At 58.0% G+C, this 12,825-nt stretch carries 9 protein-coding genes, 2 tRNA genes and 1 pseudogene; all 12 read left to right on the forward strand.

Annotation, left to right across the window (positions count from 1 at the left end; translation table 11 throughout):
• Positions 1-59 precede the first annotated feature (59 nt).
• The 12 genes and pseudogenes from WMO36_RS00270 (at position 60) to WMO36_RS00325 (ending at position 12,804) form a co-directional block, all read left to right on the forward strand.
• Entirely contained in the window at positions 60-1,382 is a 1,323-nt protein-coding gene (locus WMO36_RS00270; protein ID WP_099571025.1) for a nicotinate phosphoribosyltransferase, read from the forward strand.
• A gap of 73 nt (positions 1,383-1,455) precedes the next feature.
• Complete coding sequence (locus WMO36_RS00275; RefSeq protein WP_099571024.1) at positions 1,456-2,724, forward strand: aminoacyltransferase; 1,269 nt, start codon at positions 1,456-1,458, stop codon at positions 2,722-2,724.
• A 152-nt stretch (positions 2,725-2,876) separates the two neighbouring features.
• Entirely contained in the window at positions 2,877-4,181 is a 1,305-nt protein-coding gene (locus tag WMO36_RS00280) for an aminoacyltransferase (RefSeq protein WP_349076385.1), read from the forward strand.
• A gap of 105 nt (positions 4,182-4,286) precedes the next feature.
• Positions 4,287-4,362 (forward strand) — tRNA-Thr (locus WMO36_RS00285).
• Between the two features lie 67 nt (positions 4,363-4,429).
• Positions 4,430-4,510 (forward strand) — tRNA-Leu (locus WMO36_RS00290).
• A gap of 431 nt (positions 4,511-4,941) precedes the next feature.
• Complete coding sequence (locus WMO36_RS00295; protein WP_099571023.1) at positions 4,942-5,949, forward strand: AEC family transporter; 1,008 nt, start codon at positions 4,942-4,944, stop codon at positions 5,947-5,949.
• A 361-nt stretch (positions 5,950-6,310) separates the two neighbouring features.
• Complete coding sequence (gene pgi, locus WMO36_RS00300) at positions 6,311-8,008, forward strand: glucose-6-phosphate isomerase (protein ID WP_003836153.1); 1,698 nt, start codon at positions 6,311-6,313, stop codon at positions 8,006-8,008.
• A gap of 525 nt (positions 8,009-8,533) precedes the next feature.
• The gene (gene rplS, locus WMO36_RS00305) at positions 8,534-8,899 is read left to right on the forward strand and encodes a 50S ribosomal protein L19 (protein ID WP_099571022.1); all 366 of its coding nucleotides are present in this window, start codon (positions 8,534-8,536) and stop codon (positions 8,897-8,899) included.
• Between the two features lie 119 nt (positions 8,900-9,018).
• Entirely contained in the window at positions 9,019-9,669 is a 651-nt protein-coding gene (lepB, locus tag WMO36_RS00310; protein WP_291785797.1) for a signal peptidase I, read from the forward strand.
• Positions 9,669-10,448 carry a ribonuclease HII gene (gene rnhB, locus WMO36_RS00315; RefSeq protein WP_099571020.1) on the forward strand — a complete coding sequence of 260 codons (780 nt, stop codon included), beginning with the start codon at positions 9,669-9,671 and terminating at the stop codon, positions 10,446-10,448. Before lepB ends, rnhB begins: the two co-directional genes overlap by 1 nt.
• A 161-nt stretch (positions 10,449-10,609) precedes the next feature.
• Positions 10,610-11,299 (forward strand): annotated as a pseudogene (locus tag WMO36_RS00320) (ABC transporter ATP-binding protein); the annotation flags it as partial.
• Positions 11,299-12,804, forward strand: a complete 1,506-nt coding sequence (locus WMO36_RS00325) for an ABC transporter permease family protein (RefSeq protein ID WP_271724501.1) — start codon at positions 11,299-11,301, stop codon at positions 12,802-12,804. The pseudogene WMO36_RS00320 and the gene WMO36_RS00325, both read left to right, overlap by 1 nt.
• Positions 12,805-12,825: the final 21 nt, after the last annotated feature.

Here is a 12,825-nt window from a genome sequence, read left to right on the forward strand (position 1 = left end):
GGCCACAGTGAGGCCTACGCTCATGGTCAGTTTCACCAAAAGTCAGAAAGGCTTTGGAAATGCTGGATTATTCACCTGCGCTCATGACCGACATGTACGAATACACCATGCTTGACGCGTGTCTGAGGGACGGCACCGCCAATCGCAAGTGCGTATTCGAAATTTTCACCCGTCACCTGCCGATTGGCCGCCACTACGGAGTAGCCGCCGGGCAAGGACGCATTCTTGACGCGCTTGAAAACTTTCATCTTGACGATAATGATCTGAAATTCCTTGCAGATCGCAAGGTGGTGGGCCCTGAAACCATCAAATGGCTTGAGAATTTTCATTTCTCCGGTTCAATCAAGGGCTATCGCGAAGGTGAGATGTTCTTTCCGAATTCGCCGATTCTGCAAGTCGAAGGCACGTTCGGCGAGTGCACGCTGCTGGAAACGCTGCTGCTGAGCATTTTGAATTACGATTCCGCGGTTGCGTCGGCGGCGTCCCGCATGGTCAGCGCCGCGAAGGACCGCCCGTGCATGGATATGGGCGGTCGCCGAACGAACGAGTGGGCCGCCGTTGCCGCAGCCCGCGCCGCCGTAGTGGGCGGTTTCAAAGGTACGGCCAATCTGCTGGCCGCGCAAATGTATGGCTTGAAGGCCATTGGCACGGCTGCGCACTGCTTCACGCTAGTGCACGATGACGAGCGGAGCGCGTTCGAATCGCAGATCGCCGCGCTTGGCAAGAACACCACGCTGCTGGTCGACACGTACAACATTGAAGAGGCTGTGAAGACGGCGGTTGAAGTGGCCGGCCCAGAATTGGGCGGCGTGCGCATCGATTCCGGCGACTTGGCGTCGCTGGCGCAGCGTGTGCGTAACCAGCTGGACGCGCTGGGAGCCACCAATACGAAGATCACCGTCACCAACGATTTGGACGAGTATGCGCTCGCATCGCTGCAGACTGCGCCGGTCGATTCGTATGGCGTGGGCACCATGCTCGTCACCGGATCGGGCGCTCCGACCTGCGCGATGGTGTACAAGCTGACCGAACGCGAAAATTCCGCTGGCGACATGCAGCCGGTGGCCAAGAAGTCGAAAGACAAGGCCACGGTTCCGGGACGCAAGCTCGCCTTCCGCTCGTACGAATATTCGCTGGCCGACTGCGAACATGTGATTTCCGGATCCGAAAAGCAGCTTGCCTCCTATCAGCCGGAAGAAGGCTGGAAGGATCTGCTGGTCGACTATGTGACCGACGGCGAAATCAACTCCGACTATCAGGGGCACGAAGCCATCGTCAACGCGCATAATTATCGTGCTCAGGCACTGGCCGAACTGCCAATCGGCGCGCAAAGCCTCATGAAGGGCGATCCGGTGATCCCCACCGAAATCACAGTCCTTTGACTCGTGCTACCATCATGCTGGTTGCGTACGGCAATCAATCTCGTAATCAACCAGCATGAAGGGGTAGGATTACATGCGAGCATTTTCTCTGGTTACGTTGAGTCCGGAGGCGTTTGACGATTTTTCCGCACACCACCCGGACGGCAACTTCCAGCAAACCTCCGCTGCAGGCCGTCTGCGTGCCGCCCAAGGAATCGAAGTGGAATATCTTGGCGTTCAAGAAAACGGCAAAATCGTTGCGGGATCGCTGTTCGAAACGCATCGCAGCCGCCTTTCCACATTCAGTGTGGTGCATGACGGACCATTGTGCGACTATCGTGATCGCGAATTGACCGAATACTTCATGACCCAGCTGAAGCAGCATGCGAAGGCGAAAGGTTCCGCACAGATGGAAATCGTGCCGGAAATGCCATACTGCCTGCATGATTCGCGCGGCGGTGAACTGCCAGCTGACCAAGGTGGTGCTCCTGCTGAGGATGCCGTGGAAACGTTGAAAAACCTCGGCTTCATACATGACGGCTTCACGATCGGCTACACCGCAGTGCCGCGCTGGCGCTACTTGAAAGACCTGACTGGCATTACCGACGAAAAGTCACTGCTCAAGTCGTATGACAAGCGCACGCAGTGGAGCGTGAAACGTGCCGCATCCATGGGCGTGCATGTGCGCGAACTGGGTGAAGACGAGCTGCAGGTGTTTGCCGACATCGAGCAGGCCACCGCCGAACGTCGCAATTTCGAATATCGCGGTGAAGCGTACTTCCGCAAGTTCAAACAAGCCTATGGCAGCAAAGCTCACTTCATGGTGGCGCAGATTCACATCGGCGAATACATTGCCGACATGGAATCCAAGCGTGATGTCTTGCAGAAGAAGGTCGATACGCTGCAGTCCAAATACGATGAGCATCCGACCACCAAAACGGGACGTCAGCTAGGGGAGGAGTCCCGCAACCTTGCGGCGGCGGAAAAGCGTTTGGCTGAAGCGGCCGAGTATGCCAAAGATGGTGACGTGCTTCCGGCGGCGGCCTCCCTGTTCGTGGAACATGCGCGTGAAACGGTGTATCTGTTCTCTGGCAGCGTGGAGAAGTACAAGCCGTTCTACGCTTCCGCGCTTGTGCAACATGACGCCATGCTGCACCTGTGCGTGGAGCGTGGCGTGACCCGCTACAACTTCTACGGCATCGACGGCGTATTCGATGATCCGAACAGCGAAGGCCGTGGCGTGCTCGAATTCAAGCAAGGCTTCAACGGGTATGTTGAGGAACTTATGGGTTCGTTCGTGCTTCCCGTGCGCCCGTTGGCGTTCAAGTTCAAGACTGTCGTACGCAAACTCCTTCGCCGCTAGCTCGTCATTCGCATGGAGGTCTCTGGGCGCGGACTTATAAGCGCGCGAGGGTTATGTGAACGTGGTTGACGGCGGCTGCAGGTCAGACTAGGTTATCTCCCTTGGGAAATGGGGCTTTTAGCCGGTTTGAATAATGAAAGGCAGCGCGGATCATGGTGCGAGAAATGGATGTGAGTGAGGAACAAGAGCGAGAATCGTCTGAATGGAATGTGCGTGAGCTGAGCGCCGATGAATTTGATGCGCTTTCTGCTGCGAGCGAGTACGACGGATTCCAGCAGACTTCCGAAATGGCGGTTTTGGCGCAATCTGAAGGCATGCAGACGCAATACGTTGGATTGGTGGATTCGCACGATGCTCCGGTGGCGGGAGCGTTGGTGGCCTTTTCACAAGGGCGTTTCGGCATGGAAGGTTCGTTGTGGCTTGGCCCGTTGTGCAATGGGAATGACAGCGAGCGGATGACCGCGTTGACCGACGGTTTGCGCGAGGTTGCCGAACGGGTTCACGCCATCAGTCTGACGTGCTGGCCCAACCAAGTGTATTGCGTTCGTGATTCGCAAGGCAAGGCTGTGACCGAACCCAATGATGCGATGGTGCGGGAGTACGAGCGGCTGGGTTGGAAGCATGCTGGCTTCACCCGTGGGTACGATGCCCTGATGAACCGTTGGAATTACGTCAAGGACCTGAGTGAGTTCTCGGACGCCGGCGGACTGCTCGCTTCGTATGCGAAGAACACACGTCGTAACGTCAAGATCGCGCGGAACAGCGGCGTGGAGGTTCGACGCCTGAATCGCAGAGAGTTGAATGTGTTCCACGATATTTGCGAGCTGAGTAGCGAACGCCAGCATTTCGCCAACCGTAGCCTTGATTATTTCGAACGCGTATATGATGCGTTTGGAGACAAGGCCGAATTCATGGTGGCGGAAGTGCATCTTGACCGCTATTTGCAGTCCTGGGAAGAAAAGCTGGCGAAGTTCTCGAAAGACGTGGAACGCTTGGAGCGTTCGCTTGAGCATACGAAGTACCCGGATGATGTGCGCAAGAAGCTCGATACGGCTCAGAAGAATGTGGAGTCCGCACGACGCCGCATTGAGGATGCGAACGAGCGCATCGCTCGTGATGGCGAAGTGGTACCGGTCGCCGTAGGTCTGTTCATGTGGCATGAGCGCGAGCTGGTGTATTTCTCCAGCGGATCTGACGATCGTTACGCCAAGTTCTACGCGCCCACCGCCTTGCAGCATGAGATGATGTCGCGTTGTTTGGAACGCGGAGTGACGCGGTACAACTTCTATGGCATTTCGGGTGTATTCGACGATCCGGAAGACGATGGACGTGGCGTGTTGGAGTTTAAGCAGGGCTTCAACGGCTATGTGGAGGAGTTGCCGGGCGAATTCACGCTTCCTGTGAGCAAGCTGCGCTACGGCGTGAACGATTTGGCCCACAAACTCCTTCGCCGCTAGCTCGGGGGTGCTGGGGCTGCTTGGCGCGACGCGGATTTGCGCGGGGTGAGTTTTTCTGATACGCTTTGTGTCCTGTGCGCGGATGGCGTGTGCTTACCGGGCATTGCCACTTTAGCTCAGTCGGTAGAGCGGCTCACTCGTAATGAGCAGGTCGACAGTTCGATTCTGTCAAGTGGCTCCAGTGCCCTAGATGTGAAAGCATCTAGGGTTTTGCATATCAGGAGCATTTCGCTCCGGTATGGCTACTTGCGCGAGTGGCGGAATTGGTAGACGCGCAGGATTTAGGTTCCTGTGTCTTTGACGTGTGGGTTCAAGTCCCATCTCGCGCACTTTCAGAAAATGGCGGCAGCCTGCCTGTTCTTGGCCATCGCAGACCATTCAATAAGCCTTTTTGAGAACATTTTGAGAACATTTCGCACGTTTGCGTCCCGATTCTTCCAGTGACTGGGGGATTTGGGACGTTGGGGAGCCTGCGAGCGGGTGGATTGTTCCAGTGGGTGGGGAATCAGGACGTTGAGAGGCGCGCAAGCGGGAGGATTGTTCCACTCACTGGGGGATTCGGTGCGCTGAGGGGCTTGTTGGCGGGATGATTCCTCCAGTGAGTGGATGTTTTTCCCGCTGGGGTGGCTTTGGGCGGGTGGATTCTTCCAGTGGGTGGGAAATTAGGGCGCGGCAGGGAGTCGGCTTGGTGGCGGGGGATGCTCCTAAGATGACTGTGGGTAGGAAGAGGAAGAGAAGCTTAAGGATTAGGGGGAGTGTTGTGTCTGCACTGATTCAGCCTGTTGCGTTGCTGCTGATTATCCTTGCCGGATATTTGTTCAAGCGTGCCGGTCTGTTCAAGGATCGCGATTATCGCATTATGCAGACCGCTATTTTCAATTTGGTGCTGCCGGGTGCGATCGTCTATTCGTTTGCTACGAATCCGCATGATTCCAGCCTGTTGCTGATTTCGCTGTTCGGCCTGATCGTTGCGTTCATTCCGCCGGTCGTGGTTTTCCTGACGTCCCGCCATCGTCCGGTGCAGGATCGCGCGTTCATGATGTTGAATGGCTCCGGCTTCAACGTTGGCTGCTTCTGTTTCCCCGTAGTGCAGGCTTTTCTTGGCACAGGCGCGATCGTGCCCGCCGCCATGTTCGACATTGGCAATTGCGTGATGGTTGCCGCCGGCACGAATGTGATGACGCAAACGCTGTTGCATATCAAGCCTGGCACGCCGCTTATCGAGCAGTATCAGGGCAATGCGCCCACGCTCCCGCATGTGAAGCTGAAAGACAAGGATGCCAAGTGTCTTGCCCGCAAGGCTTTGGCCCGCAATGTGTTCAAGGGGTTCTTCGGCTCGGTTCCGTTCGATACGTACTTGGTGATGATTATTCTCACGCTCGTTAACGTGAAGATTCCTGACATTATCGCCACGCTTGTGCAGCCGCTTTCGAACGCGAATTCGTTCTGCGCGATGCTGATGGTGGGCATGCTTATGGATTTGCCGTCTGGCAGGCAGGATGTGTTGAAGCTTCTCAAGGTGATTGGTTGGCGACTGCCGTTCGGTATTGCGTTTGCCGCTGCGGCTTGGCTGCTGCTTCCGTTCAGTGCTGAGATTCGTGAGACGGCCGCCATGTGCTGTCTGGCGCCGATTGCCGTGTTTTCCACGCTGTTTACCGACAAGGTGCTTGGCAATGCGAAGCTTGCTGGTTTTACGCTGTCGATTACTGCGATTATCAGTTTGCTGATGATGACCGGCGCTCACTTCTTGTTCGTCGCGCTCGCATGAGAGCGGCAAGAAGATTTTTACCGGGGCCCATGCTGAGCGCTTTGGTCTGGTCGGGTTCTGCGGTGGGGATTTGGTGCCGACGTACGGTCGATTGCGTAGAAGTGTGACGAAGGCTTACGGCGGAACTGTGCATACGATTTCAGTAAGCGTCAAAAGTATGCTTGGCGAAGATGGAAGTGGTCGGAACCGCGCTATATTGCGAATCCTAGCGAATGTGTTAACTCGGGAAACATTTTTGTGTTGTTCTGTCTTATTTTGTGAGTATCTTGTGAGGTGAAGAGATACGGAATGCGACGTACGGAAATCTACGAAGATCCGTAGCTTGTTCCGCTTCATAGTGATGATGAAAGGACCTAATACCATGGCCATCAATCCTCCTGTTGACGCCACCAAGACCCCGGAGTGGGCCGCACTGCAGAAGCACTACGATGAGCTGCAGTCCGAAGGCATCAGCCTCAAGCAGTGGTTCGCCGATGACGCCGAGCGCGTCGAGAAGCTGAGCTTCGATGCGGGCGACCTGCACTTCGACCTATCCAAGAACCTGATCAAGCCGGAAACCCTGCAGCTGTTCGCGGACCTCGCCAAGGCCGTCAAGCTCGACGAGCGCACCAAGGCCATGTACACCGGCGTGCACATCAACAACACCGAAGACCGTGCCGTGCTGCACACCGCACTGCGCCGCCCGGCCGAAGACGAAGGCAAGTACATCGTTGACGGACAGGACACCGTCAAGGACGTGCGCGAAGTGCTCGGCCGCATCTACGCCTTCGCAGACAAGGTTCGCTCCGGCGAATGGACCGGCGTTTCCGGCAAGAAGATCGAAACCGTGGTCAACATCGGCATCGGCGGTTCCGACCTGGGTCCCGTCATGGTGTACGAAGCGCTGAAGCCGTACGCTGACGCAGGCATCTCCGCACGCTACATTTCCAACATCGACCCGAACGATTTGGCTGAAAAGACCAAGGGCCTCGACCCGGAGACCACTCTGTTCATCGTTGTTTCCAAGACCTTCACCACCTTGGAAACCCTGACCAACGCTCGTGAAGCCCGCACCTGGCTGCTCGACGCCCTCAAGGCTGCCGGCGCAGTCGACGGCTCCGACGAGAAGAACGCCGAAGCCATCAAGAAGCACTTCGTCGCCGTCTCCACCAACCTGGAGAAGGTCGCCGAGTTCGGCATCGACCCGGCCAACGCCTTCGGCTTCTGGAACTGGGTTGGCGGCCGCTACTCCGTGGACGCCGCCGTCGGCACCTCCCTCGCTGTGGTGTTCGGACCGGAACGTTTCGAAGAGTTCCTGCACGGCTTCCACGAGATCGACGAATACTTCGCCAACACCCCGTTCGAGAAGAACGTGGTCGTGCTGCTCGGCATGCTGAACGTGTGGTACCGCAACTTCTTCAAGGTCGCCTCCCACGCCGTGCTGCCGTACGACCAGTACCTGCACCGCTTCCCGGCCTACCTGCAGCAGCTGACCATGGAATCCAACGGCAAGTCCGTGCGTTGGGACGGCACCCCGGTCACCTCCGAAACCGGCGAAATCTTCTGGGGCGAGCCGGGCACCAACGGCCAGCACGCCTTCTACCAGCTGATCCACCAGGGCACCCAGCTGATCCCGGCCGACTTCATCGCGTTCGTGAACACCCCGAACCCGACCAAGGACGGCGATCAGGACGTGCACGAGCTGTTCCTCGGCAACTACTTCGCACAGACCAAGGCTCTGGCCTTCGGCAAGACCGCTGACGAAGTGCGCGCAGAAGGCACTCCGGAAGAGATCGTTCCGGCCCGCGTGTTCACCGGCAACCGCCCGACCACCTCCATCTTCGGTGTGGCACTGACCCCGTTCGCACTCGGCGAGCTCATCGCCCTGTACGAGCACATCACCTTCGTTGAAGGCACCGTGTGGGGCCTGGACTCCTACGATCAGTGGGGCGTTGAGCTGGGCAAGCAGCTCGCCAAGCAGATCACCCCGGCCATCTCCCAGGATGACGAGGCTCTGGCTGCTCAGGACGCTTCCACCCAGTCCCTGATCCAGTTCTACCGCGCAAATCGCAAGTTCTGATTTCTAGGGAAACCGGAACGCTGCGTTCAGCGACATGCATAGCGCCGTAGCGCAATAACTTCCAAAGGGCTCTGCATTTCAGTGCAGAGCCCTTTTCATTACCCCTGAATCATCATTTTCAAATATCCAAGTTTTGCATTTCGTGCGAAATCAGCACCATGAAGTTCTGCATATCGTACATGGAAGTAGCGTTTTCCGCAGAAAATAGCCATTCTTTAAATAATCAATCATCAAGAACTTTTGCGGCGAGTTTTGGACGGCATGAGGTCTGGTGGATGAGGTATTTTTGAGTATTGCTATGCCGGGACTCAGGACGCCGCATAATCCTGAATCCCTTCGGGTCCAGCCGAAAACGATCGCAAGATTGAGTGGAATATTGCACGAACGCAAGTTGCCGCGATTTTCGGCGGATTGGCAATCCTTCGCAGGCAGACCTGCGAAGAACATACCAGGCAGAACGATTTTGCGAAAATCGTGAAGCCCTTACCTGTGCGCTGATATGCGGCGGCGACTCGAGGAAACACAATGGTTAACGCTATTGAGGCATTTGACGCCAAGCACATGAAGCCGGCCGAGGAAATTCCGGCATTCCGTCCGGGTGACACCGTTGAAGTCAACGTGAAGATCCAGGAAGGCAACAACTCCCGTATTCAGGCCTTCACCGGCGTTGTGATCGCTCGTCAGGGCGGCGGCGTTCGTGAAACCTTCGTTGTGCGCAAGATCAGCTTCGGCACCGGTGTGGAGCGCCGCTTCCCGCTGCACTCCCCGGTCATCGACTCCATCAAGCTGGTCCGCAAGGGCCGCGTGCGTCGCGCCAAGCTGTACTACCTGCGCAACCTGCGCGGTAAGGCCGCTCGTATCGCCGAGCGCCGCGACAACTCCGAGAAGTGAGTTTCAAACGCAAATAAAGCGTGAAATTGGCCCTCAGCCTTACGGCAGGAGGGCCTTTTGCTATTCTTAGCCGCTATGATAAGGGTCAGTGTGCAAACCGGACGATAAAGGAATCATGTATGAAGCATGCCGAAGAAAAAAACAATAGCGGCGAAAGCTTTGGCTTGCGCGACACCCTGGTTTGGTGCGGAATTCCTGTTATCGTCGTGCTGCTGATACGTGTTTTCCTGATCGGATTCTACGTGATTCCTTCCGAATCCATGATGAACACCATCGAACCAGGCGACCGAGTGATCACCTCGAAACTCACCCCGAAAGTCTTCGACCTGAAACGCGGCGACGTGGTGGTGTTCAAAGACCCCGACCACTGGCTGCAGCAGGAAGACAACAGCAAATTCGGCGGCGACTACCTCATCAAACGACTCATCGGACTGCCAGGAGACACCGTAGCTTGCGAAGGGCCGGGCAAGCCGATCACCGTCAATGGCGTGGCGATTGGCGAAAGCTCATACATTCGCCCAGGCGTGGACCCCAGCTCATTCGCGTTCAGTGTGACCGTGACCGAAGGACACGTGTTCGTTATGGGCGACAATCGCGCCAATTCCGCCGATTCTCGCTACCATCAGAACGATTCCTCACATGGACTCGTGCCTATTTCCGACGTAGTGGGTGTTGGACTCGCGAGATATTGGCCATTGAACCGCATCAGCGGACTCGATTCGCACCATGAAGTGTTCGCCGACGTTCCGGAAGGAGGCTCGGCGGTCTGATGGCGGTTTCCGTAATTCCCACATTGGATTTGGAACGCGCTATTGCCGAACAGGGCTACGATGTGATCGTCGGCTTTGACGAGGTAGGGCGTGGATCTCTCGCAGGGCCGGTAATGGTTGGTGCGGCTGCGATTTGGGCGCGTGACTTGGATGGGTCGGCTGGAGCTTCGCAAGGAGACTCGCAGGAATCTTCGCCTCTGGAAGTGCCGAAAGGCGTGGCCGACTCCAAAATGCTGACCGAACACAAACGCGAAGCCATCTTCGACGAACTCGAACAATGGTGCGCCGCATGGGCGGTCGGAGCAGCCTCCAATACGGAAATCGACGAATGGGGTATTTCGTACGCACTCGGCGTGGCGGCACTGCGGGCGCTCGCCGAAGCGGAACGCAAGCTTGGCATTGGCGGGAGTGGATCTGCTGGAATTGCAGGATCTTCTGAATCATCGGAAGCATTGAATAATCTGAAAATCGGCGCGATTCTTGACGGTCCGAACGACTACATCACCAAAGCACTCAACACCTTCGACGCACCCGACGTGCCAATTCCGGCGGACGTGACCTGCAAAGTCAAAGGCGACCGGCATTGCGCGACCGTGGCGACGGCGGCCGTCATCGCCAAAGTCACACGAGACCGACTCATGGTCAAACTCGCCGCGCAGCCGCAATATGCGCCTTACGAATGGGCCAACAACAAAGGCTACGGATCGGCGGCCCACCGCGAAGCCATCGCCGAACATGGACCCAGCGACCTGCACCGCCTTTCCTGGCACCTCGTCTGACATACGGCATCTCATCCGCAGTCCGCGATTACGCTAATCCTTGCGGATGATGCATGCCGGAAGGAAACCTGTAAGTTCATCCCGCCGTCTGATGGCCGGCACCAATCCGTTTCCGTACCGTAGGAAACATGGAACACATACTTCAGGCGACCGATCTGGTCATGGATTATTCGACCCAACAGGCGACACCAAACGCCACACACATGCTGGCGCTCAATCACGTGGATTTCGGCATCCAGGCAGGCGAAAGCATCGCGGTCATGGGACCGTCCGGTTCCGGCAAATCGACGTTACTGCACGCACTCGCCGGCATCATCACCCCGACAGCCGGCAATGTGATGTTTCGCGGTGCCAACCTGGCGCGGCTGAGCGACGCTGACCGTACCAAACTGCGCCGCAGCGCCTTCGGTTTCGTCTTCCAATCCGGACAGCTGCTGCCGGAACTGCCGGCCATCGAAAACATCGCGTTGCCGATGATGCTGGGCGGCGCAAGCTACCAGCAGGCCACCGACACGGCCATGCTATGGCTGGAACGATTGGGATTGCGCCAGCTCGCGCAACAACGTCCCGGCGAAATGAGCGGCGGCCAGATGCAGCGCATCGCCATCGCACGTGCGCTCGCCGCGCAGCCGGCAGTCATCTTCGCCGATGAACCGACCGGCGCGCTCGACCAGGCCACCGGCCACGAAATCATGAGCATTCTCATGCGGACCGCACAACAGACCGGCGCGGCCGTGGTCGTGGTGACGCACGATTCGAACGTGGCCGCATTCTGCGATGCCACCGTTACCCTGCGTGACGGCAGGCTGAGCTCGCCGCAGCAATCCCAGCCTACCGCCGGAGGCGCACGATGAACATGTTCCGATTATGGCGATTGTTCCACCGCTCCGGCACCCGCGGCACATCCGGCCGCACCTCTGCGCTGGCCATCGTTGCCTTCGCATCCGCCACCGCCGTCTTCCTAACCGTGCTCGGAGGCCTGCATGGCTTCATCTGGCGGGCCTCCGCCGACCACACGTTCGGTTGCATGATCGATTCCAACAAGTGCGCGCCCGGTACATACGAAACATGGTCCAAAGCCCTGGCGCACGCCGACAAGCTCGTTGCCACGGTCGGCGACGGCCATTGGACGGCCGACCAGGCCACAGCCGTCATGAACACCTATTCCGACGGCTATGTGATGCTCGCCGCATTCGCCAGTCTGCTACTCATCGTGCCGTTCGTGGCGCTCGCCGGCTCGGCGGCCCGTCTCGCGGCCTCCCGCAGGGACGCACGTCTCGCCGCACTGCGACTTGCGGGCGCCACCACCGCGCAGGTCACGAAACTCACCGCGCTCGATGCGGGTGGCCAGGCTCTGCTTGGCGCGCTGGTTGGCATGGCCGGCTACTTCGCGCTGATACCGGCGATCATGCTGCTCGACTTCCAAAACCAGCATTTCACCTTCGAACAGTTGTGGGTGGGACTGCCTGCCCTGGCGGCTGTGACCGTCGGAGTCACGCTGCTTGCCTTGGTCTCCGCGCTGGTCGCCCTACGCCGCGTGTCCATCACCCCGCTTGGCGTGATGCAACGTACCGGACAACCCATGCCGTCCGCATGGCGCGCACTGATTTTTCTTGCCGTGTTGGCCGTAGGCTACCTGCTGCTCAACAGCATCTCCGCATTCGCGCACTTGGGTCAGATGGTGGTCTACGCCATCATCTTCGGCGTCTTCTTCCTCGGCTTCGCCATGGTGAACGTCGTCGGTACCTGGGTGGTGGCGATGCGCGCCAGATCGCGTGCGAAACACCCGAAGGACGCGGCCACTATGATTGCCATGCGCCGTATCCTCGACAATCCCAAGCGTGCTTGGCGCAACGTGTCCGGTGTGGCGCTCGCTGTGTTCATCGCGGGGATGACGTCGGTGTGCGGATTGCTCGCCACCGGAATCGGAGGCAACCACGACCCGTTCGACCCATCTATGCTGTACATGCGCGATATAGCGATGGGTGGTTTCCTGACGCTCGCCTTTGCCGCGGTGCTCGCCGCCGTCAGTTCCGGCGTGATGCAGACGGGCAACGTCTACGACCAGGCCGACGAGTACCGCATGCTTGCGTTGGAAGGCACGGATGAGGCGACGCTCGACAAGGCACGCATGATGGAAGTGATCACCCCGCTCAACACGGTGATGGCCGTTTCGTTGGGGTGCTCGGTGTTGTTGCTGTTTCCGATTCTGGCAACGTCGTTGCTCAATCCGGCTTCGTTGCTTACGTTGGCCGCGGGAATCGGCTTGTGTTATGCGCTGATGGTGCTCGGAGGGTGTGCCGCGAATCATGCGGCGCACGAGCTCGGTCATGCCGGCTACCGTACGGACGATTGATGGCCTCGCCGCGGCGGTCGT

It is taken from the genome of Bifidobacterium hominis (assembly GCF_040095915.1).
In the GTDB taxonomy this organism is placed as follows: domain Bacteria; phylum Actinomycetota; class Actinomycetes; order Actinomycetales; family Bifidobacteriaceae; genus Bifidobacterium; species Bifidobacterium hominis.

What these genes read in the sequence shown, in the direction of transcription:
- WMO36_RS00280 (WP_349076385.1), top strand. Translation starts at nt 2,877, where the DNA reads ATGGTGCGAGAAATGGATGTGAGTGAGGAACAAGAGCGAGAATCGTCT.
- WMO36_RS00275 (WP_099571024.1), top strand. Translation starts at nt 1,456, where the DNA reads ATGCGAGCATTTTCTCTGGTTACGTTGAGTCCGGAGGCGTTTGACGAT.
- pgi (WP_003836153.1), top strand. Translation starts at nt 6,311, where the DNA reads ATGGCCATCAATCCTCCTGTTGACGCCACCAAGACCCCGGAGTGGGCC.
- rplS (WP_099571022.1), top strand. Translation starts at nt 8,534, where the DNA reads ATGGTTAACGCTATTGAGGCATTTGACGCCAAGCACATGAAGCCGGCC.
- lepB (WP_291785797.1), top strand. Translation starts at nt 9,019, where the DNA reads ATGAAGCATGCCGAAGAAAAAAACAATAGCGGCGAAAGCTTTGGCTTG.
- WMO36_RS00270 (WP_099571025.1), top strand. Translation starts at nt 60, where the DNA reads ATGCTGGATTATTCACCTGCGCTCATGACCGACATGTACGAATACACC.
- rnhB (WP_099571020.1), top strand. Translation starts at nt 9,669, where the DNA reads ATGGCGGTTTCCGTAATTCCCACATTGGATTTGGAACGCGCTATTGCC.
- WMO36_RS00325 (WP_271724501.1), top strand. Translation starts at nt 11,299, where the DNA reads ATGAACATGTTCCGATTATGGCGATTGTTCCACCGCTCCGGCACCCGC.